22 protein-coding genes are annotated in these 21,087 nt (G+C 69.0%); 10 read left to right on the top strand and 12 right to left on the bottom strand.

What is annotated here, in order from left to right; all coding sequences use genetic code 11:
- The first annotated feature begins 103 nt into the window (after positions 1-103).
- The gene (locus tag QF206_RS11925; protein WP_281489462.1) at positions 104-328 is read left to right on the top strand and encodes a DUF3107 domain-containing protein; all 225 of its coding nucleotides are present in this window, start codon (positions 104-106) and stop codon (positions 326-328) included.
- 10 nt (positions 329-338) lie between these two features.
- Complete coding sequence (locus tag QF206_RS11920; protein WP_281489461.1) at positions 339-626, top strand: hypothetical protein; 288 nt, start codon at positions 339-341, stop codon at positions 624-626.
- An 81-nt stretch (positions 627-707) separates the two neighbouring features.
- Here QF206_RS11920 and QF206_RS11915 read toward each other — a convergent pair whose 3' ends face one another.
- Positions 708-1,418 carry a ferritin-like fold-containing protein gene (locus QF206_RS11915; RefSeq protein WP_281489477.1) on the bottom strand — a complete coding sequence of 237 codons (711 nt, stop codon included), beginning with the start codon at positions 1,416-1,418 and terminating at the stop codon, positions 708-710.
- A 117-nt stretch (positions 1,419-1,535) separates the two neighbouring features.
- On the opposite strand from QF206_RS11915, the gene QF206_RS11910 reads away from it, so the two are divergent.
- Complete coding sequence (locus QF206_RS11910) at positions 1,536-2,987, top strand: DEAD/DEAH box helicase (protein ID WP_281489460.1); 1,452 nt, start codon at positions 1,536-1,538, stop codon at positions 2,985-2,987.
- Between the two features lie 178 nt (positions 2,988-3,165).
- Here QF206_RS11910 and QF206_RS11905 read toward each other — a convergent pair whose 3' ends face one another.
- Positions 3,166-4,017, bottom strand: coding sequence for a PHP domain-containing protein (locus QF206_RS11905; RefSeq protein ID WP_281489459.1), 852 nt, complete (start codon positions 4,015-4,017; stop codon positions 3,166-3,168).
- Positions 4,018-4,122: 105 nt separating this feature from the next.
- On the opposite strand from QF206_RS11905, the gene QF206_RS11900 reads away from it, so the two are divergent.
- Both QF206_RS11900 and QF206_RS11895 read left to right on the top strand, forming a co-directional pair.
- Positions 4,123-5,163, top strand: coding sequence for an endonuclease/exonuclease/phosphatase family protein (locus QF206_RS11900; RefSeq protein ID WP_281489458.1), 1,041 nt, complete (start codon positions 4,123-4,125; stop codon positions 5,161-5,163).
- Positions 5,156-6,751, top strand: a complete 1,596-nt coding sequence (locus QF206_RS11895) for an aminopeptidase P family protein (RefSeq protein ID WP_281489457.1) — start codon at positions 5,156-5,158, stop codon at positions 6,749-6,751. Before QF206_RS11900 ends, QF206_RS11895 begins: the two co-directional genes overlap by 8 nt.
- A 16-nt stretch (positions 6,752-6,767) precedes the next feature.
- On the opposite strand, the gene QF206_RS11890 is transcribed toward QF206_RS11895, so the two are convergent.
- Positions 6,768-7,247 carry a YflT domain-containing protein gene (locus QF206_RS11890; protein ID WP_281489456.1) on the bottom strand — a complete coding sequence of 160 codons (480 nt, stop codon included), beginning with the start codon at positions 7,245-7,247 and terminating at the stop codon, positions 6,768-6,770.
- A 123-nt stretch (positions 7,248-7,370) separates the two neighbouring features.
- Here QF206_RS11890 and QF206_RS11885 point away from each other — a divergent pair, with 123 nt between their 5' ends.
- The 3 genes from QF206_RS11885 to QF206_RS11875 are packed head-to-tail and all read left to right on the top strand — an operon-like array spanning position 7,371 to position 10,397.
- Entirely contained in the window at positions 7,371-8,687 is a 1,317-nt protein-coding gene (locus QF206_RS11885; RefSeq protein ID WP_281489455.1) for a magnesium transporter MgtE N-terminal domain-containing protein, read from the top strand.
- A gap of 28 nt (positions 8,688-8,715) precedes the next feature.
- Entirely contained in the window at positions 8,716-9,240 is a 525-nt protein-coding gene (locus QF206_RS11880; RefSeq protein WP_281489476.1) for a DUF1003 domain-containing protein, read from the top strand.
- Positions 9,237-10,397: an Mrp/NBP35 family ATP-binding protein gene (locus QF206_RS11875; protein ID WP_281489454.1), complete on the top strand. Its 1,161-nt coding sequence runs from the start codon at positions 9,237-9,239 to the stop codon at positions 10,395-10,397. Before QF206_RS11880 ends, QF206_RS11875 begins: the two co-directional genes overlap by 4 nt.
- Positions 10,398-10,487: 90 nt before the next feature.
- On the opposite strand, the gene QF206_RS11870 is transcribed toward QF206_RS11875, so the two are convergent.
- A complete protein-coding gene (locus tag QF206_RS11870) occupies positions 10,488-10,856 on the bottom strand; it encodes a sec-independent translocase (RefSeq protein WP_281489453.1) in 369 nt (122 codons plus the stop codon).
- A gap of 63 nt (positions 10,857-10,919) precedes the next feature.
- On the opposite strand from QF206_RS11870, the gene QF206_RS11865 reads away from it, so the two are divergent.
- Positions 10,920-11,552 carry an O-methyltransferase gene (locus QF206_RS11865; protein ID WP_281489452.1) on the top strand — a complete coding sequence of 211 codons (633 nt, stop codon included), beginning with the start codon at positions 10,920-10,922 and terminating at the stop codon, positions 11,550-11,552.
- Positions 11,553-11,724: 172 nt separating this feature from the next.
- Here the strand turns inward: QF206_RS11865 and QF206_RS11860 are convergent, their stop codons facing one another.
- The 3 genes from QF206_RS11860 to dapE form a co-directional block, all read right to left on the bottom strand.
- Positions 11,725-11,895 (bottom strand): DUF3117 domain-containing protein, encoded by a 171-nt coding sequence (locus QF206_RS11860; RefSeq protein WP_281489451.1) that lies wholly within the window; start codon positions 11,893-11,895, stop codon positions 11,725-11,727.
- A 110-nt stretch (positions 11,896-12,005) separates the two neighbouring features.
- Positions 12,006-13,151, bottom strand: coding sequence for a hypothetical protein (locus tag QF206_RS11855; protein ID WP_281489450.1), 1,146 nt, complete (start codon positions 13,149-13,151; stop codon positions 12,006-12,008).
- A 131-nt stretch (positions 13,152-13,282) separates the two neighbouring features.
- Complete coding sequence (gene dapE, locus QF206_RS11850) at positions 13,283-14,359, bottom strand: succinyl-diaminopimelate desuccinylase (RefSeq protein WP_281489449.1); 1,077 nt, start codon at positions 14,357-14,359, stop codon at positions 13,283-13,285.
- Positions 14,360-14,391: 32 nt separating this feature from the next.
- On the opposite strand from dapE, the gene QF206_RS11845 reads away from it, so the two are divergent.
- Complete coding sequence (locus tag QF206_RS11845; protein ID WP_281489448.1) at positions 14,392-15,429, top strand: DapH/DapD/GlmU-related protein; 1,038 nt, start codon at positions 14,392-14,394, stop codon at positions 15,427-15,429.
- A gap of 189 nt (positions 15,430-15,618) precedes the next feature.
- Here the strand turns inward: QF206_RS11845 and QF206_RS11840 are convergent, their stop codons facing one another.
- From QF206_RS11840 to QF206_RS11820, 5 genes are all read right to left on the bottom strand, one after another.
- On the bottom strand, positions 15,619-16,605 hold the full coding sequence (locus QF206_RS11840; protein WP_281489447.1) for a hypothetical protein: 987 nt from the start codon (positions 16,603-16,605) through the stop codon (positions 15,619-15,621).
- 362 nt (positions 16,606-16,967) lie between these two features.
- A complete protein-coding gene (locus QF206_RS11835) occupies positions 16,968-18,266 on the bottom strand; it encodes a citrate synthase (RefSeq protein ID WP_281489446.1) in 1,299 nt (432 codons plus the stop codon).
- A 74-nt stretch (positions 18,267-18,340) separates the two neighbouring features.
- Entirely contained in the window at positions 18,341-19,525 is a 1,185-nt protein-coding gene (dapC, locus tag QF206_RS11830) for a succinyldiaminopimelate transaminase (protein WP_281489445.1), read from the bottom strand.
- On the bottom strand, positions 19,525-19,845 hold the full coding sequence (gene fdxA / locus QF206_RS11825) for a ferredoxin (RefSeq protein ID WP_281489444.1): 321 nt from the start codon (positions 19,843-19,845) through the stop codon (positions 19,525-19,527). Before fdxA ends, dapC begins: the two co-directional genes overlap by 1 nt.
- A 40-nt stretch (positions 19,846-19,885) precedes the next feature.
- Positions 19,886-21,082, bottom strand: coding sequence for a PIG-L family deacetylase (locus tag QF206_RS11820; RefSeq protein ID WP_281489443.1), 1,197 nt, complete (start codon positions 21,080-21,082; stop codon positions 19,886-19,888).
- Positions 21,083-21,087: the final 5 nt, after the last annotated feature.

Below are 21,087 nucleotides of genomic sequence, written 5' to 3'. Positions count from 1 at the left end.
CGGTAGTGGCGGACACCGACATCGCCGGGCCGGCCTCGCCACGCCGCCGAAGCACCGTTCATCGGAGCGGGCCCACGACATCCGTCTGTCGTAGTCTGGGCGGGTGGACATTCGCATCGGTATTGCCAACAGCCCGCGGGAATTGAGCTTCGAGTCGTCGCAAACGGCGGCTGAGATCGAGCAGACCGTCGCGGACGCGCTCGAGAAGGGTGCGGCGTTCTTCCGGCTCGCCGACGAGAAGGGCCGGGTCTACCTCGTGCCCACCGCGTCGTTCGCGTATATCGAGGTGGGCTCAGAAGAGGCGCGTCGCGTCGGCTTCGTCGCCTGACTCCGGCTCGATGGAACTGCTCTTCGTCGCCGTGATCGCGGCGGGCATCGGGCTGATCGTGCGCTACATCATTCCCGGCCGCCGCGCATATGGCCTGATGCTGCTGCCGCTGGGAACCGCGGTGGTGGCGTGCGCACTGTGGGTCGCCCTGCTCTGGGGAGGCTTCACCTTCGACGGCGGCTGGATCTGGACCATCTCCCTGGTCGGCTGCACCATTGCCGCCTTCCTCGCGGCGGTGTTGCTGCCGCGCGCAAGGCGCGCCTCCGACGAGCGCATGCGCCAGAAGCTGGGCATCTGAACTCAGCACGGTCGACAATCAGCGCGGGTCGACAAGCAGTTCAGGTTCGCGCGACTGCCGAACGCGCCGACGAGATCGGCCTCAGGCGGTCAGGCCGAGCGCGTCCATCCGGCGGGTGTGCGCCGCGATCAGCTCGGTGAACACCGGCTCGATATGGGCCTCGTCAGCGGGCGTGCCGGAGAACGCCAAGGACTTGCGCGCCAGCAGGATGGTGTCGCCGATCAGGCGCCTACCCCACATCGCGAGCCTCGACGCCAATTGCGGGTCGCGCTGGATGCCAGCACTCAGCTGGACGAACAAGCCGTGTTCCGCGGAGTCGCGGGCGAGCACCGACACGATCTTCGCAGTGTCGGCATCCGGGAGCCCCTGGGCGACGCTCAGGAAGAAGTCATCGAGGAACGTCGCCGTGATGTACGCCACCATGAGCACCTCGAACCAGTCCGAGCCCTGCACGTGCGCACGGAACTCTTGGATGTGCGCGGATGCGCGCTCCATCGCGGCCTCGGGATCGGCACCGCGGCGCCGCAGCTCTTCGACGAGGTCGTGATGCTTGTCGAGCGCCTGACTCGCGGTGCGGCCGAGAGAGCTCTTCGCGGCCGTGTCTGGCGCGGCGAGCACCGCCCTCGATAGGGTCTCGAAGTGCGCGAGCTGCAGCACGGCGGCATCAGCGAGGAATTCGAGGGTGTCGGGGGCCAGCTCCGCCAGTTCGACGCGCGCGGCATTCGAAACGGCCGAACGGGGCTTGACGGTGGGCGCGGGCACACGCAATCGAGCGCGACCCAACCACTTCATCACGCCGATCAGCATACGGCGGTCGCGATGATCAGGCGTGTACCGCCCGTCACCGGCCGGTTCACAGCCGGCGACGCTAAACTGAGCCGGCGTTCAATTTGACATGACAGGCAGAATTTGACCTTCACAGACCTCACGATCGACCAGGACATGGTCGACGCACTCGCTTCCAGGGGCATCATCGAGCCCTTCCCGATCCAGACGCAGACCATTCCGCTGGCGCTCTCGGGGCAGGACATCATCGGCCAGGCCAAGACCGGCACTGGCAAGACCTTCGGCTTCGGCCTTCCGCTCGTGCAGCGCCTCGGTCTCGACCCCGAGCCCGGCGTGCAGGCGCTCGTCGTCGTGCCCACGCGCGAACTCGCCGTGCAGGTGAGCGAAGACCTCGAGCTGGCCACTTCGAACCGTTCGACGAGCGTCGTCGCCATCTACGGCGGAAAGGCGTACGAAGGCCAGGTCGCCCAGCTCAAGGCCGGAGCGCAGATCGTCGTCGGCACGCCCGGACGACTGCTCGACCTCGCCGGCCAGCGCCTGCTGTCGCTCAAGGACGTCAGAGTCATGGTGCTCGACGAGGCCGACAAGATGCTCGACCTCGGCTTCCTCCCCGATGTCGAGAAGCTCTTCGCGCAGACATCGCCGACGCGCCACACGATGCTGTTCAGCGCGACCATGCCCGGCCCCGTGGTGGCGCTCGCGCGCCGCTTCATGAACAAGCCGATCCACATCAGGGCCAACGACCCCGATGAGGGACTGACCCAGGCGAACATCCGCCACGTCGTGTATCGGGCGCACTCGCTCGACAAAGACGAGGTGATCGCACGCATCCTGCAGGCGGAGGGCCGCGGCAAGACCGTGGTGTTCACTCGCACGAAGCGTGCCGCGTCGAAGCTCGTCGACGAACTCACCGATCGCGGGTTCAAAGCCGCCGCTGTGCACGGCGACATGAGCCAGGAGGCGCGCGAGCGCTCCATGGCATCGTTCAAGGCGGGCAAGAAAGACGTGCTCATCGCGACCGACGTCGCCGCCCGTGGCATCGATGTCGACGACGTGACGCACGTGATCAACCACACAGTGCCCGAAGACGAGAAGGCGTACCTGCACCGCGTGGGTCGAACCGGCCGCGCCGGGAAGACCGGCATCGCGGTGACCTTCGTCGACTGGGACGACCTGCACAAGTGGGCCCTGATCAACCGTGCGCTCGAAATGGGCGTGCCAAAGCCGGTCGAGACCTACTCGTCGTCGCCGCACCTCTTCTCCGACCTCGACATCCCGTCCGACGCGAAGGGCCGCATCAAGAAGACGCCGGCAGCGCCGCACGTCGAGCGCCCTGCGAAGGAGCAGACGACGGATGCCGGGGGCTCCACCCCGGGCACGAGCGACCGTCCGAAGCGGAATCGCCGTCGCCGCACGCACTCCTCCGCGGCGACCGCCGGCGAGCCCTCGGCCACCGAGGGCGCCTCTCGCCCCGAGGGCAGCGGCACGCACGACGGCAATGGCCCCGGTCGTCGCCGTCGCTCGCGTCAGCGACGCCCCGCGGGTGGCTCGGCGACACCGCCGCCGGCCGCCTAGTCACCCTGAGCTTCAGCGTGCGCGTCTTGTTCGGAGACGCGCACGTGCTCTGTGGCGCCGAGCGCCGATGACGCAGCGCTACGTGACACAGCGCTGCCCGACACCGCGCTGCCTGACACCGCGCTCCCACTCTGTGTCACCGCGCGCACATGGCGCGCTGCGAGGCATCGCCGTGAGCTCAGCCTCGGAACGGAACGGAGCCGGTCCCGAGCGCAAGTATCCGCTCGAGCTGAGACCGATCGGTGGTGTTCTCCCCCAGGCGGTTCGGCTTGCCGGTGCCGTGGTAGTCGCTGGAACCGGTGACGATGAGGTCGTAGGCGGCGGCGTAGTCACGGAGACGGCGCTTGCCGGCATCCGTGTTCTCTCGATGCCCGATCTCGAGGCCCGCAAGCCCGGCGTCGATGAGGCGCTCGAGCTCCTGCTCCGGCAGCACGCCGGAGCGCCCGTGCGTCGCAGGATGGGCGAGCACCGGAACACCGCCGGCCTCCGCTATCATGCGAATGCCGTCTTCGGGCGAGGGCGCGTAGTGCGGTTCGTAGTAGCCGCCGCTCCAGTGCAGGATCGACTCGAATGCTGCGCCCCGGTCGGTCACGAGCCCCTTGGCGACCAGAGCATCGGCGATGTGGGGACGCCCGATCGTCGCGCCCTTCGGCGAACCGGCGAGCACCTCGGGCCACGTGAGCGGGAAGTCTGCCGAGATGCGCTCGACCATGCGTTCAGCGCGGCGGAGCCGACCCTCCCGGATGCGCGCCGTCTCCTCGACGAGCTGCTGATGCGTCGGGTCGAAGAGATAGCCGAGCACGTGCACGCTCGAGTGCCCGACGCGCGTGCTGAGCTCCATGCCCGGGATGACCATCAGGCCTGTCCCTCGAGCTGCCGCGAACGCCTGCTGCCAGCCTGCCGTGGAGTCGTGATCCGTGATCGCCATAGCCGTGAGCCCCGCGGCGACGCCCGCGGCGATGAGCTCGGCCGGCGATTCCGTGCCGTCCGACACGCTGCTGTGCGTGTGCAGGTCGATCCGGTCGGGCATCTTCCCATGCTAGGCCGCGGGGTCTGCAGGTGGATGCCGTACCGCGGCGCCGCGGCGCGGCGCAGTCATGAGCCGTGCAGTCGCAGCCGGTAGGGTCGGCATCCGATGTTCGCTCGTTTCCTCGCCGCCCTTCTCACCCTGGCCGCACTGGTCGGGGCGGTCGCCGTCGCCTGGCCGCAGCTGTTCGGCCTGGAGCAGGCCTACCTGGTCGCGCAGGCGGCGTCGATGCGGGGACTCGGAATCGCCGCCTCGGTCATCGGCATCGCGCTGCTGGTGCTGCTCGCCGTGCTCATCCGGCCCGCGCGCGGCTTCTTCCGCTCGCTCATCGCGGTGCTGGTGGTCTTCGCGCTCGTGAACACCGCAGTACTCGTCACGCGCGGGTTCGGCGTGGGTCAGGACGGCCCGGGAGCCGACAGCCCGGACGACATCACAGTGCTCGCCTGGAACACCCTCGGCGACGAGCCGGGGGCGGAGGCGATCGCCGACCTCGCGATGGAGGTGGGCGCCGACGTCATCTCCCTGCCGGAGACGACGGAGGAGACCGGCATCGAGATCGCTCTGCGCCTCCGCGAGGCCGGCAACCCGATGTGGGTGCACACGATCGCCTACGACCAGGTCGCCAAGGCGCGCTCGACGACGCTGCTCATCGCGCCGCGGCTCGGCGCCTACACCTTCGACGCAGCAGCACGGACAACCGGCGTGCTGCCGACCGTCGTCGCGACTCCCGTCGAGGGCGACGGGCCGACGATCGTCGCCGTGCACGCGGTGGCTCCAATCACGGGGCAGATGGACAACTGGCGCGACGACCTGGTCTGGCTCGCGGAACTGTGCACTGGCGATGTGGTGCTCGCCGGTGACTTCAACGCCACGATCGACCACATGACCTCGCTCGCAGGCGATGGAACAGACCTCGGCGGATGCCGCGACGCCGCAGCCGCGACGGGCCACGCCGCGCTCGGCACCTGGCCCACCTGGCTGCCCGCTCCCCTCGGCGCGCCCATCGACCACATCATGGCCACCGATACATGGCGCACCACCTCGATGCGAGTCATCACCGAGCTCGACAACGCCGGCAGCGACCACCGGCCGGTCGTGGCCACGCTGTCGCGCACGAGCGCCGACATGGAGAATGGGCAGCATGGCTGAACAGCGCACCACCGCGGCAGAAGCGCCGGCGAATGAGAACCGGTCGACCACGCCCGCCTCCGACGCCTTCAGGCAGCACATCTCGAGCGGCTGGGCCGAGCGCCCCGTGGTCATGCCGGCACCCCGCGAGCAAGCGCCGTATGCCGCCGCTCGCAGGCTGCGTATCTCTGCCCTGCACCCCGAGAAGACCATCGTCATCCCGGCCGGCGACAGCAAGCAGCGCTCGAACGACACGGACTACCCGTATCGGGCGCATTCCGCGTTCTCGCACCTCACCGGCTGGGGCAGTGACACCGTGCCCGGTTCAGTGCTGGTGCTCGAGCCCTCCCCCGAAGGTCACACCCCGCGGCTGTACCTGCGCCCCTCAGCCGGTCGCGGCAGCGACGAGTTCTACGCGAACCCCGCGATCGGCGAGTTCTGGACCGGCGCCAGGCCGTCGCTCGAGCATGTGGCGGCCGATCTCGCCCTGCCGACCGGCTCACTCGAGGAGCTCGACGCGGTGCTCGGCGGACTGCGAACCGGCGACGGCGGCACAGATGTGCTCGTGGTGCGCGAGGCGGACCCCGCACTCACCCGACGCATCGACGCGCTGAGACGAGAAGAGGTATCGGCCGCGCTTGCGCGTGAGGTCACCGAGGCGAGCGGCACAAGCGTACCGGTCGAGGTTCGGCATCAGGACGCGGCATCGGCACTCGACGAATCGGTCACCGGCTGGCACTCGGCCGACGCCGAACTCGCTCGCGACCTGAGCGAGTTGCGCCTGGTGAAGGACGCTTATGAGATCGCGCAGATGCGCGAAGCGATCGAAGCCACCCACACGGGCTTCGACGATGTGGTGGCTGCGCTGCCAGAGATCGTCTCGCACCCCCGAGGCGAGCGGGTCGTCGAAGGCACCTTCAACCGGCGCGCGCGCATCGAGGGGAACACCGTCGGCTACGACACCATCGCCGCCGCGGGCGCGCACGCCTGCATCCTGCACTGGGTGCGCAACGACGGGCCGGTGCTGCCAGGCGACCTCGTGCTCATCGACGCCGGCGTCGAACTCGACAGCCTGTACACCGCCGACATCACGCGAACCCTGCCGGCTTCGGGTCGCTTCAACGACGTGCAACGCCGCGTGTACGACGCCGTGCTCGAGGCCGCGGATGCCGCGTTCGCCGCGGTGCGCCCCGGCATCCGGTTCCGCGAGGTGCACGCCGCCGCCATGCAGGTGATCGCGCGCAAGACCGCCGAATGGGGTCTGCTGCCCGTCACCGCGGCCGAGTCGTTGGAGCCTGAGGCGCAGTACCACCGCCGCTACATGGTGCACGGCACGAGCCACCACCTGGGCATCGACGTGCATGATTGCGCACAGGCGCGACGCGACTTCTACCATGACGGCATCGTGGAAGCCGGCATGGTGTTCACCATCGAGCCGGGCCTCTACTTCCAGCCCGACGATCTGACCGTGCCCGAGGAGTACCGCGGCATCGGCGTGCGCATCGAAGACGACATCCTCGTCACCGCGACCGGCGCAGAGAACCTCTCGCGCGCCATCCCGCGCACCGCTGACGAGGTCGAGGCGTGGATCGCCCGCTCAGCGAGCTGAGCGGCCGGTGCCGGGATCACTCCTGCGACGGAGTCTGCCCGAGCAGCGCCTGCGCCTGCGCGGTCAGCGCAGGGTCCACGACGATCTGGTAGTTCGACGCGATCACCTGGTGGGTCGACGTGAAGTCGCGGCGGCGGCGGCTCACGGCATAGTTCGCGAGGCTGAACAGCATCCCGAAGCCGGCCCCGATGAGCACCGCCGAGAACACTACTGACGGGTTCGGTGTCGGCGAGAAGATGAAGAACACGAGCCCCATGAAGAGGCCGAACCACGCCCCGCTGAGCGCTCCGGCGAGCGCGGTGCGGCCATACGTGAGTTTGCCGGTGACCCGCTCGACGGTCTTCAGGTCATTGCCCACGATCGACAGGCGTTTGACGTCGAAGTCGGAGTGCGCGAGCCTGCCGATCACCTGCTGCGCCTCGGCGTAGGTCTCATACGTGCCGAGCACGTCGCCTCGCGGAACACGCGGCTCGAGCGCGCCGCGCCTCGAAAACATGCTCGGGTTCGTCACGCCACCATTCTGGCATCGAAGCCCCGGCCGTGACCTGCGGGTTCTCGGGCCGCATGGGGTGTGCGGCGCACCCGGGTCACGCAAGGGCGAACGACTACCCTTGGTGCCGTGAACACAACTGCCCGGGTCTTCGTCGCGCGCCTCGCGGGCGTTGCGGTGTTCGACCCTGCCGGCGACAAGGTCGGCCGGGTGCGCGATGTGCTCGTGGTGTATCGGCAGGACGACCCGCCTTCGGTCGTGGGTCTCATCGTCGAGGTGCCGGGCAAGCGCAGGGTATTCATGAAGATCGGCCGCGTGACGAGCATCGGGTCGGGACAGATCATCACGACCGGCCTCGTCAACCTCCGCCGCTTCGAGCAGCGCGGCGGCGAGGTGCGCGTCATCGCCGAGATGCTCGGCCGCACGGTGACCCTGCGCGACGGCAGCGGCGAGGCCACCATCGAAGACGTCGCTATCTCGCAGACTGCTCCTGGCGAGTGGGAGGTCGATCAGCTCTTCGTACGACGGCCCCGCACCTCCCCCGCACCGTTCGGCAAGGGCGCGTCGCTGCTCGTGGACTGGGACGAAGTGCATGAGCGCGCGACTCCCGGCGAGCCCCAGAGCGCCGAGCAGCTCATCGCCACCTACGTCGATCTCCGCCCGGCCGATCTTGCCACCACGCTGCTCGACCTTCCGCCCGAGCGACGCCACGAGGTCGCCGAGGAACTGCCCGACGACCGGCTGGCCGACGCGCTCGAAGAGATGCCCGAGACCGACCAGGTCGAGATCCTCAACGTGCTCGACGACAAGCGCGCGGCCGATGTGCTCGACCACATGCAGCCGGATGATGCGGCCGACCTCATCGCGCAGCTTCCGGGTGAGCGCGGCGAGGCCCTGCTCGGGCTCATGGAGCCTGACGAAGCCGATGACGTGCGCATGCTCCTCGCCTACGACGCCGACACCGCAGGCGGGCTCATGACCACGGGGCCCATCATCGTCTCGGCCGACGCGACCGTCGCTGAGGCACTGGCCCTGATCCGTCGCCACGAACTGCACACGGCGCTCGCGACCTCGGTGTGCGTCACGCTCCCACCGTATGAGCCTCCCACCGGCCGGTTCCTCGGCATCGTGCATTTCCAGCGGATGCTGCGCTACCCGCCCGGCGAACGCCTCGGTACGCTGCTCGACCACGACCTGGAGCCCGTGCGCGCCGATACGAGCGCGGCCGAGGTCAGCCGCATCCTCGCGAGCTATGACCTCGTCTCGGTGCCCGTGGTCGACGACAGCCATCGCCTCGTCGGGGTGGTGACCATCGATGACGTGCTCGACTACCTCCTGCCCGAGGACTGGCGCAGCGCCGATCCCGACGAACCCGCGTCGCGTGCGGTGAAACGCGGTCTGCAGCTTCAGGGAAGGAGGAATGCTCGTGGCACGGCTCGCCGATGACGAACGTCGCGCTCGCGACGACGCCCGCATGCACACGCCGAAGGGCATGCGCCAGCCGCTCGTGGTCTTCCGCAGCAGCGACCGGTTCGGTCGCTTCACCGAAGCGGTTGCCCGCGGGATGGGCACTCCGGCCTTCCTGATCGCGATGACGCTCTTCTGCGGAGCGTGGCTCGTGTGGAACATGACCGCGCCGGAGCAGTGGCGCTTCGACTCGCAGGTCTACGGCTTCACTGTGCTCACCCTCGCGCTGTCGCTGCAGGCCTCGTACGCCGCTCCGCTCATCCTGCTGGCACAGAACCGTCAGGACGACCGTGACCGCGTGCAGATCGAGCAGGACCGTCAGCGCGCAGAGCGCAACCTCGCAGACACCGAGTACCTGGCACGCGAAGTCGTCGCGCTGCGGCTCGCGGTGAAGGACATGGCGTCGAAGGAGTTCATCCGCGCCGAGCTTCGCGCCCTGCTCGAAGAGCTCGAGCGCAGCAACGACTCGTCAGATTCTGGCGCGGATGCCGGGGGCACCGGCCGGGGCGCGGGCCCGGCTGAGCGTCCGTGACGCTCCCGCAGCCCACAGGCGAAGAGCGCCTCGAACAGGCGATCCGACAGGCGCTCGGCCGCGTGATCGACCCCGAGATCCGACGGCCGATCACCGAGCTCGACATGATCGGCGACGTCAAAGTCGTGGACGGGCACGCGAAGGTGGCGCTCAGGCTCACCATCGCGGGATGCCCCGCAGCGAGGAGCATCGAGCAGCAGACAACGGATGCCGCGGCATCCGTTCCCGGAGTGCGCGATGTGACGGTCGATGTCGGCGTGATGACCCCGGAGCAGCGTCAGCGGCTCACGGAGCGGCTGCGCGGCGGGAAGCCGTCCGCGTCGCAGTTCTCACCGGATTCGCTCACGCGCGTGATCGCGGTCACGAGCGGCAAGGGGGGCGTCGGCAAGTCGACCGTGACGGCGAACCTCGCCGTGGCGCTCGCAGCGAAGGGCCTTCGTGTCGGGCTGATCGACGCGGACGTGTTCGGCTTCTCGATCCCAGCGCTGCTGGGCATAGAAGATGCGAAGCCGACCAGGGTGGGCGAGCTGATCCTGCCGCCGGTCGCCTTCGACGTGAAGACGATCTCGATCGGCATGTTCGTCGAGTCGGCGACCGAGACCGCGGTCGCGTGGCGCGGGCCCATGCTGCACCGCACGGTGCAGCAGTTCCTCACCGATGTGTTCTTCGGCGACCTCGACGTGCTCCTGCTCGATCTGCCGCCCGGCACGGGGGACGTCGCCATCTCGGTGGGGCAATTGCTGCCGCACGCGGAAGTGCTCGTGGTGACGACGCCGCAACCGGCCGCTGCCGATGTCGCGGTGCGATCGGGACTCGTCGCCCGGCAGACCGGTCAGCGCGTGATCGGTGTGGTCGAGAACATGGCCGGCCTCGCGCAGCCCGACGGCACGGTGCTTGAGCTCTTCGGCGCAGGCGGCGGCGACGAGACGGCGCGTCGGCTCGAGGTTCCGCTGCTCGCTCGTGTGCCGCTCAGCGTCGCGCTTCGCGAGGGCGGCGACGTCGGTCGGCCGATCGTCGCTGAAGGGCCGGAGGGCACGGATGCTGGCGCATCCGGAGCGGCCGACCCGGCAGGCGTCGCGCTGCAAGCCCTCGCCGAGCGGATCGCCTCGATGGGGCGCTCGCTGCGTGGCCGTAGCCTGCCGTTCTCCGCGGGCTGATTCAGCGGAGATCCGCGTCGCTGACCCGGAGTGTCGGCATCCCGAGCACCGTACGAGGTGGGTGGTTCAGGCCGCCGAAAGGCAAGGGGGTCAGGTCGCTTCGTCGTCGAACGGCGCGGGACGGCCCTCGCGCAGCAGACGCTGGCGCTGCGCGTACGCCGACTCGCGGATGGTCGGCGCCACGACCGGCGCTGCCACAGTCTCCGGCTCATCGGTCAACGCCTCGCGAATGATGCGCCGCGGGTCGTACTGTCGCGGGTCGAGCTTCTTCCAGTCGACGTCGTCGAACTCGGGGCCCATCTCCTCGCGCATGCGCGACTTGGCACCGTCGGCCATCGCCTTCAGCTGTTTGATGAACTGCGCGAACTTCGACGCGTAGTGCGGCAGCCGCTCGGGCCCCAGCACGAAGACGGCCAGAACTCCGATCAGCAGCAGCTTCTCGAACGTCAGACCGAACACCCGCCCAGAATAGCCGGGAAACCCTGACCCTACGCCTACCCTTGGAGGGGATAGAGGAGCGCTGTGTCAGACAAAGAGCTGAGCTGGAAGTACGTCGAGGATCTCGTGACCGAACCGGCCGAGATCGCGCAGGCGCGCCAGAACTCCCTCGAGCACGGTGTGGAGGCGGTGAGCCCCGCCACGGGCGCTCAACTCGCGCTGCTGGCCGCGGCATCCGGTGCCCGCAACATCATCGAAGTCGGCACCGGTCTCGGAGTCAGCGGCCTGTGGCTGTTCCGCGGAGCGCCCGAGGCGACGCTCACCTCGATCGACACCGAACTCGACCACCAGCAGAACGCCCGGCGCTCCTTCACGGATGCCGGCATCGCAGCAGGCCGCGCGCGGCTCATCACCGGACGCGCACGCGATGTGCTGCCCCGCATGAACGAGGCGTCATACGACCTGGTCTTCATCGACGCGGATGCCGCATCGGTCATCGAATACGTGGAGCACGGTCTGCGACTCGCGCGTGTCGGCGGCACGGTGGTGGTCGCGCACGCACTGTGGCGGGGTCGCGTGGCGGACCCGGCGCAGCGCGATGAGACAGTGGCCGACTTCCGCTCGCTGCTGCGAGAGCTCACCGACTCTCCGGCCGTCGTCACCGCCGTCTCGCCGGTCGGCGACGGACTGCTGCAGCTCACGCGCATCGCACGCTGATCCGGCGGCCCCGAGTTTTCTGACCCCCAGAAGCCCTTCCACTTTGGAAACGCTTGGTCTGCCCGGGAGACGCTTCCCCCTGCGCGGAGACGCTTTCCACCCCGGAAACGACTGTGCGGCCCGCGCAACCGAAGTCGCGGGGCCGCACGAGCGTGAAGCGCTGACGTCGCCGTCAGCCCTGGATCACGTTCGCGAGCGCGTCGTGAAGCTCCTTCGCCTCAGCGTCGTTGACCGAGACGACCAGACGCCCGCCCCCTTCGAGCGGAACCCGCACGATGATGAGGCGACCCTCCTTCACAGCCTCCATTGGTCCGTCTCCGGTCCGCGGCTTCATGGCAGCCATGAGCAGTCCCCTCTCCTAGTTGTGCCTCAATTATCCCAGACAGTTCTCAGACGCGAAAATCTCTGCACTCTTATCGCGACCGCCGGCTCACGGGGCCGCGTGCGGCGCGCTCAGGGCGGCGTCCAATCCAGCCCGTCGATCCACCAGCAGAGGTGCACCCACGCGACCTGACCGACCACTCCGGCGATGATCACGGCGGCGCGCCAGAGCCTCGAGCGCGGCACGACGATCGCACCAACCAACGGGAACATCGGCAGCAACAGCCGGAAGGTGCTCGACTGCGGGAAGAACACCGCCAGCAGGTACACCCCGTACGAGGCGATCCAGAGCCGCAGATCGACGCCCAGCCGCCGCACCTGGGGCGCCAGCATGACCAGCGCGAAGACAGCCACCACGAGCACGAGCACCGCCACACCCAGCGGCCACCCCACCCACCAGAGGGCGGACTGCACCCAAGCGGTGAACGGCACGAGGTGCTGGTAGCCGATGTAGGCGGCGCGCCAGGCGAGCTCGGTCTCGACATATCCGTTGAACGATCCGGTGGCCGCCCACACGATGCCCGGCCATGCGAGTCCCGCTGCGCCGCTCGTGAGCACCGCGGCAATGGCAGACCAGCGTTCCCGGAGTTCGAACGATTCTTCGCCTCGACGTGCGCGCCACCAGCGCCATGCGACGTGCAGTACGAGGAACATCGCGAACGCGAGCCCGCTCGGTCGCGTGAACGCCATGATCACGATCACCGGCAGCAGCACGAGGTAGCGCCGCTCGAGCACGAGCAGGAGGGCGAGCCCGAGGAGGAACACGTGCATCGACTCCGCGTACGCGACCTGCAGGATCGGCGAGAGCGGTCCGAAGCAGAAGACCGCGACGGCGACGAACGCGACACTGTGATCGTCGAGGGCGCGAACCATGAGCCGGTGGATCACCAGGCATCCGGCCGCTGCGAAGACCACCGATACGGCGACCGCCGCCAGTTCCCAGCCGGCCCCCGTCACGAACATCACCGCCCGCACGGTGAAGGGGTACACGGGCATGAACGCCCAGGCGTTCTCAGCGACGTGACCGTCGTCGGTGAGCGGCAGCTCCGCCGGGTAGCCGTAGTGGGCGACGAGCTGATACCAGCGGCCGTCCCAGAGGTTCGCGAACTCGAGGTAGCCGGGCGACGCCGCCGTCCACGGGTTGGCGGGCTGGATGGCGGCGAAGGCGAGCAGGATGCCGGTCGTCACCACGCGCGAGGCTGCGAAGATCAGCAGCACCCACGCCCACCACGGCAGTGGTCGGCGTGTCGCCCGGCCTCTCGGTCGGGGCGCTGGTCGCGAGAACGCCGCTCGCCGCGGCAGGGGCAGTCGCGCTGCGCTCAGCGGGCGGCGACCGCTCGCGGGTTCGGTCAGCTCCCGCTCAGCCATGTGCGGAGTCCCCGCTCGCACGACACGATCTCATCGACCGCCACCCGCTCGTCGTCGGCGTGAGCCTTGAGCGGATCGCCCGGTCCGTAGTTGACCGCCGGGATGCCGAGCGCCGAGAAGCGCGCCACGTCCGTCCAGCCGTACTTCGGCTTGGCGGTGGCGTTCACCGCGGCGAGGAACCGCTCAGCGAGCGGGTGGTCGAGCCCTGGGCGTGCACCCTCGGCCGCATCGTCGACGGTGAGGTCGTAGCCCTGGAACAGTTCGCGGAGGTGCTGCTCGGCGTCTCGCGCTGACTTGTCGGGCGCGAAGCGGTAGTTGATGGCGAGCTCGGCGGCATCCGGCACCACATTGCCCGCGATCCCGCCCGCGATGCCTACCGCGCTCAGGCTCTCGCGGTATACCAGACCGTCGACCTCCACCGAGGCCGGCTCGTACTCGGCGAGGAGCCGAAGAGCGTCGGCCAACCCGTGGATGGCGTTGCGGCCGACCCAGGCGCGGGCGGAGTGGGCGCGCACGCCTCTGGTCCGGAGTATGACGCGAAGGGTGCCATTGCAACCGCCCTCGACCTCGGCGGCGGTCGGCTCGCCAAGCACGGCGAAGTCGCCATGGAGGAGCTCCGGATGCCGATCGGCGAGGCGCCCGAGCCCGTTCAGCGCCGCGGAGACCTCTTCGTGGTCGTACCAGATCCATGTCACATCGACGGCGGGCGAGACGAGCTCGGCGGCGAGTTTGAGATGCACCGCGCACCCCGCCTTCATATCGACCGTGCCGCGACCCCAGAGATAATCGCGCCCGTCGTGCTCTTCGAATCGCGTCGGCAGGTTCTCGTTCACGGGAACGGTGTCGATGTGGCCGGCGATCACGACCCGGCTCCCCCGGCCGAGGTTCGTGCGAGCGACGATCGCGTCACCGTCGCGGAGCACTTCGAGGTGAGCGAACGGGGCCAGCGCTCGCTCGATCGCGTCGGCGAGCTCGCGCTCCCCGCCGGAGACCGACTGGATGTCGCACATGCGCCGCGTGAGCTCGACCGAGGTCGCTGCCGGGTCGAGGTCGCGCATAGCCCGAGTGTAACGACCGGTAGCGTTATCGCATGAGCACGCCATTCGCCTGGGGCCAGGGTCTTGCCACGATCGCAGCCGATGGCACCGTGCTCGACGCGTGGTTCCCGTCGCCGAGGCTCGGCCGGCGGCCGTCGAACGTCGATCCGCACCTTCCGCCGGCCCGGTTCATGGAGCACCTGGGCGATGACCCGCGGCGGCGTGTGCGCATCGACTACATCGATGTCGAGAGCGAACTGCAGGCGCAACCCGTCTCGACCGCCGACGTGTACCTGCGACTGCACCTGCTCAGCCATCTGCTCGTGGAGCCCAACAGCATCAACCTCGACGGCATCTTCGGCAAGATGCCCGTGGTTGCATGGACGACGGCGGGCCCCGTTGCGGCCGACGACTTCGCAATGCTCCGGATGCCGCTCCAGCGGGCGGGTATCTCGGTAACGAGTCTCGACCGGTTCCCGCGCCTGCTCGACTATGTGACCCCGCCCGGGGTGCGCATCGCCGACGCGAACCGGGTGCGCCTGGGTGCGCACCTCGCGCCCGGAACGACCGTCATGCACGAGGGGTTCGTGAACTTCAACGCGGGGACGCTCGGCTCGTCCATGGTCGAGGGCCGCATCTCACAAGGTGTCGTCGTCGGCTCGGGCAGCGATATCGGCGGCGGTGCGTCGATCATGGGCACGCTCTCGGGCGGGGGCGCGCAGCGCGTGTCGATCGGCAAGCGAGCCCTGCTGGGCGCGAACTCCGGCGTCGGCATCTCGATCGGCGATGACTGCGTCGTCGAGGCAGGGCTCTACATCACCGCGGGAACCAAGGTGGTGCTCCTGGGTCAGGATGCCGCGGGCGCGGAAGGCGAGCGCTCTGGCGGCGGCGAGGGCGCAGGCGCAGGCGCAGGCGAGGGCGCTCGGATTGGGCAAGGCGCGTCAAGCGTCGGTGACGGCATCCGCAGCGTCAAGGCGATCGAGGTCTCGGGGGTGCCGAACCTGCTCTTCCGCCGGAACTCACTCACCGGAGCCGTCGAGGTGCTCCCGCGCTCGGGTCAGGGCATCGCCCTCAACCCCGCCCTGCACTAACCGGTTGCATCCTCTCCTCTCCTCTCCTCTCCTCTCCTCTCCTCTCCTCTCCTCTCCTCTCCTCTCCTCTCCTCTCCTCTCCTCCCCTCGATTCCTCGTTCGGTCCCTGTCACCACCACCCCTCCTCTTCCTCCGCCGAGATGACACTTTCTGCTTCAAATCGGCTGGCTGGTTCAGGCGCAGAAAGTGTCATCTCAGCCCGGGGAATGGGTGAAGGAGCGCGGCTCCGAGGCGGGAGATGAGGACGCGTGAGTGGGGCTCCCCCAAGTCTTGGGCGAGCACGCGGATGACGCGCCATCCGGCTGCGGCGAGCCGCTCGTAGCGATCGATGTCGATCACGAACTGTTGCCGACTGAGCCGGTGACCGTCGCCCTCGTATTCGAGCGCAATGCGGGCGTCGGGATACGCGAGGTCGGGAGTAGCAATGAACTGCCCGCTGCGATCACGCACAACGAAGCCCACGATCGGCTCCGGAAGCCCCGCCTGCACTATCAGCACCCGCAGCTTCGACTCCTGCGGAGAGTCGACTCCCGGTCGGATGAGCGCGAGCGATTCGCGCGCCACGCGAACTCCGCGCGCGCCTCCCGCGGCCGCGACTCGCTTGGAGAGCGACTCGAGACTCGCCGAACCGCCTTTGCGCCTCACGAACCAGTCGCCCGCGGCGACGAGGTCGTCCAAGCGAAGCCGTGCCGCGAGTTGCACCCAGACCTCTTCGGCTGCGAGCGCGGGCAGTGCCTCCGCTTGCGTGACCCTCACACGGCTGCCGAGCGACCGATGTCCCACGATGCCGCTCGCGCGGGGCAATGCGTGTGGCGCCAGCACACTCACGTGCAGAACAGGCTCCACGATGAGCCATCCCGGAAGCCACATACCGTGAAGCCGCGCAGCGGTGGCATGGCTGAAGAACGCGTGCTGAGGCATCCGTGCGTGGTAGGCCCGGCACAACGCCACGAAGCTGCCGTACGAGCGGGACCACGCCGAGTCGCCATCGTCGGCGAAACCCAAGTGTGTGAAGGCCTCGTCGTACATGTCGGAAGCGCCGAGCATTCGTACCCCGCTGAACGGCCTCGCGAACCGGGCGCTGCGCAGCGTCGACGGGCGGATGCCGGCCTGAATCGCTTCAGCGACCGAGAAGGGGCGAGAGGTGAACTCTTGGGAAAGCGAGGGCCGAGGCATCCCGCATTCTCACCACTCCAATCGCATGCGCCTCGTGTTCCATCCACATGCCTCGAAAGCGCCGTCGAGATGACACTTTGTGCAGCGATTTCGGCGAATCAGCCGCAGAAAGTGTCATCTCGCCGGAGGAAAGGGCGGGGACGGGGGCGGGGACTGGGGCGGGAGCCGCCAGCGCGCGGCGCGGCCCGCGGCGGCGCGGGAGGCGAAGCGGGGCGTTCGCGGCCAGGCGGGCGGGGACGGCGGGGGCGCGGACGGGGCGCGAGGGCGCGGCGGCGTGGGAGCCGCCAGCGCGCGGGTGTGCGCCGCGGCGGCGCGGCAGCGGCCAGCGCCGTGTGCACCGGGAGGCGGGCGCAGTCGCGCGGTCAGCGGTCGGTGGGCCAGCCGCGGGCGGGGGCGCCCACGTAGAGCTGCTGCGGGCGTCCGATGCGCGTTGACTTGTCGGCGTTCGCCTCGCGCCAGTGCGCGATCCAGCCGGGAAGGCGCCCGATCGCGAACAGCACCGTGAACATGCGGGTCGGGAAGCCCATGGCCTTGTAGATGACGCCGGTGTAGAAGTCGACGTTCGGGTAGAGCTTGCGCTCCACGAAGTAGTCGTCGGCGAGGGCGGCCTCTTCGAGCTCCATCGCGAGTTCGAGCAGCGGGTCGTTCACCCCGAGCGCGGCGAGCACCTCTTCAGCGCTCTCCTTCACGAGCTTGGCGCGCGGGTCGAAGCTCTTGTACACCCGGTGGCCGAAGCCCATCAGGCGCACGCCCTCTTCCTTGTTCTTCACGCGCTCGATGAACTGCTTCACCGTCTGGCCCGAGTCGCGGATCTCGCCGAGCATGTTGAGCACCGCTTCGTTGGCACCGCCGTGCAGCGGCCCGTACAGCGCGTTGATACCGGCCGAGATCGACGAGAACATGTTGGCCTCGGTCGAGCCGACGAGCCTCACCGTCGAGGTGGAGGCGTTCTGCTCATGGTCGGCGTGCAGGATCAGCAGCCGGTCGAGCGCCTTGCTCACGATCGGGTTGATCTCGTAGGGCTCGGCCATGGTGCCGAAGTTGAGCTTCAGGAAGTTGTCGACGAAGCTCAGCGAGTTGTCGGGGTACAGGAATGCCTGACCGAGGCTCTTCTTGTGCGCGTATGCAGCGATGACCGGCAGCTTCGCCAGCAACCGCACAGTGGCGGCCTCGATCTGATCGTGGTCGCGCACGCTCAGCTCGTTCTCGTAGTACGTCGAGAGAGCGGACACCGCGCTCGAGAGCACCGACATGGGGTGGGCCGTGTGAGGCAGTGCGTCGAAGAATCGCTTGAGGTCTTCGTGCAGGAGGGTGTGACGACGGATGCGCTCGTCGAACGCCGCGAGCTCATCGGTGCTCGGCAGCTCGCCGTAGATCAGCAGATACGCCACTTCGAGGAAGGTCGAATGCTGTGCGACCTCCTCGATCGCGTAACCGCGGTAGCGCAGGATGCCGGCATCGCCATCGATGTAGGTGATCGCGCTCTTCGTTGCCGCGGTGTTCACGAATCCCTGGTCGAGCGCGGTGTAGCCCGTCTGCTTCGTGAGCGTCGCGATGTCGATGCTCGATGCACCGTCGACCGAGTCGACGATCGGGAACTCCGCTGTACCCCCCGGGAATTCGAGCGTGGCCTTCTGCGAGATGTCGGCAAGTCCAGTCACGTTTACAGCCTAGGGGACGCCAACAACCACTGTCGCAACCGCCAAGCGTTCGCCAGTTCTGCTGTATGGAGCGTCTAAATCGCTGCTGCTGACGAGCGGATCGCCTCGCCGCTCGGGAATCGGGCGAGTCTCTCCGCTGCGAGCGCCATGCGATCGTCGCTCGCGGTGAGCGCGAACCGCACGTGCTGCGACTCGGGGTCGCCGTAGAACGTGCCGGGTGCCGCGAGGATGCCGATGCCCGCGAGCCTGTCGAGCGTCTCGATCGCTGGACGGCCCTCGGTGGCCCAGAGGTACAAGCCCGCCGCCGAGTGATCGATGCGGAAACCCGCCGCTTCGAGCGCGGGCTTCAGCAGCTCACGGCGCGCGCGGTACCGTTCCCGCTGCTTCGCCACGTGCGCGTCGTCGCCGAGCGCCACGGCCATGGCGTGCTGCACCGGCGCGGGAGGCATGAGGCCCGCATGCTTCCGAGCTTCGAGCAATTGCGCGATGCGCCGTCCGCAGCCGGCGACCAGTCCCGCACGGTAGCCGGCGAGGTTCGACTGCTTGCTCAGCGAGTACACGGCGAGCGTGTCGAGCCGGCTGCCGCCGAGCACGCGTGGGTCGAGGATGCTGGGGGTCGGTGCCGAGTCGCCGTCGCCGTCGCCGTCGCTGGCCGGTCGGTCCGCGGCATCCGCCCCTTGCCAGTTGAGTTCGGCGTAGCACTCGTCTGAGATGATGACCGCCCCGAGCTCCCGGGCACGCAGCACAGCAGCGCGCAGCTGGCCGATCCCCAGCACCCGCCCATCGGGGTTGCCCGGGCTGTTCACCCACACGACGCGGGTGTTCGCGGGCCACTCGGCCGGGTCGTCGCTCCGCACGGTCTCGGCACCGGCCAACCGCGCGCCGATCTCATAGGTGGGGTACGCCGTCACCGGCACCACCACCGCATCGCCAGGCCGCGCACCGAGCATGAGCGGAGCGGTCGCGATGAACTCCTTCGACCCGATCGTCGGCAGCACATTGCGATGCTCGAGGCCAGTGACACCACGGCGACGCGCGAACCAGTCGATGATCGCCTGTCGCAACTCTTCACTTCCCGCTGTGGCGGGGTAGGCGTGGGCGTCGGTCGCCTCTCGCAGCGCCTCGCGGATCACCGCGGGCGTCTCGTCGACGGGAGAGCCCACCGAGAGGTCGATCAGACCGTCCTCATGCCGGGCGGCGCGCTGCTTGATGGGTTCGATTCGATCCCAGGGGAAGTCGGGGAGGTCGAGCGACCGCATCAGCCGGCCTGCGGGGGCAGCGCCGCGACGACCGGGTGGTCGGCATTGATGACTCCAACCTTGGCCGCGCCACCGGGAGAGCCGATCTCGTCGAAGAACTCCACATTGGCCTTGTAGTAGTCGGACCACTCCTCGGGCAGATCGTCTTCGTAGTAGATCGCCTCGACAGGGCAGACGGGCTCGCAGGCGCCGCAGTCGACGCACTCGTCGGGGTGGATGTACAGCATCCGGTCGCCCTCGTAGATGCAGTCGACGGGACATTCATCGACGCAAGCGCGGTCCTTGACATCGACACAGGGAAGGGCGATGACGTAGGTCATGGTGCGGAAGGTCCTTCTGCTCGAGGCTCGAAGAACCATCCTACTCGCGGGTGCTGCGCCCCAACCGAGGCCAGGCGAGCGCGATGAACGCGACGACCGCCGGGCCGAACGTCCACGCGTACCCGGCAGGAGTGGCCGGGATGAACGCCGAGCCGCCGGCGCCGGGAGTCGCGAGCATCACGATGACGACCATGAGACCCACGGATGCCGCCACCGCGGCGAGCCGGGTCTCGTTCAACGCGCGAAGCGCGGCGAGCACGGAGGCGACCATGACGAGCGAGAGGGCGATCCCCCACGGCGGGACCGCCTGGTGGGCGGCCGTTCCGAGTGCGCCCATGACCGCGCCGATGAGCAGGCCGCCGAAGACCGTGAGCGCCCCTGCGGCGAGCGCTGCGGGCGGGGCGGCCTTCGGAGACTTGGAGCGGGCGACGACCGCGGGCGGGTCGGCGGGGTCGAGCGGGCGCACGTACTCGATGTCGGGCATGGGGATGCGGGTTCCATTCGACAGCGCGAACCCGCCGTCCACCGGCTGCAACTGGGTGCGATGCGCGTGCAGCGCGGCTGTGACACGCTCCCGCACCCCTCGAGCGTCGATCGGCACCGCGTCATCCGGCACCGGCTGCGCGAAGCCGTCGGCTGCGGGCGCTTCGCCGCGAGCCGGCTCGATCACCCAGAACGGCACGCCCGCGGCATCCGCCGCGAGCCGTGAAGCCTGATGCGCTCGCACGTGATCGGGGTGGCCGTAGCCGCCATCGGCGTCGTAGCTCACCACCGCATCCGGTTGCAACGCCGCGATGGCGGCAGCGATGTCGGTCGCGACCTCCGCGAGCGGAGCGCCGCACAGCGACGATGCCGAGACCGCGTCGAGCGGCTCAGCGCGACCCGGCTCCGCCCACCTCATGCCCGAGTCCTCGTACCGTCGGGGTGGCAGGTCGGCCCACCGCGCGTCGCGCTCGCCCAGGTAGCGGTGGTCGCTGACTCCGAGCGCCTGCAGCGCCGCTCGCAGCTCGGCCTCGCGGCGCGGTGCGAGGTCGGGCGACCCCTGCAGGTGCCGCAGCTCCTCGGGAATGACCTCCCCGAGTTCTCCCCTGGTGAGGGTGAGCAGGCTCACTTGCACGCCCTGCTCGCTGAGCGCGGCGAGCATGCCGCCCGATGAGATGGTCTCGTCGTCCGGGTGCGCGTGCACGAACAGCACCCGGCCCTTGAAGGGCGCCTCCTCGTGCACGCGCGGGATCATTGCGC

Origin of the sequence: Ruicaihuangia caeni, from assembly GCF_029952955.1 — a bacterium.
Classification (GTDB): Bacteria; Actinomycetota; Actinomycetes; order Actinomycetales; family Microbacteriaceae; genus Ruicaihuangia; species Ruicaihuangia caeni.
Note: the sequence above shows the minus strand (reverse complement) of the source record. Positions and strands in the feature narration are given on the sequence as shown.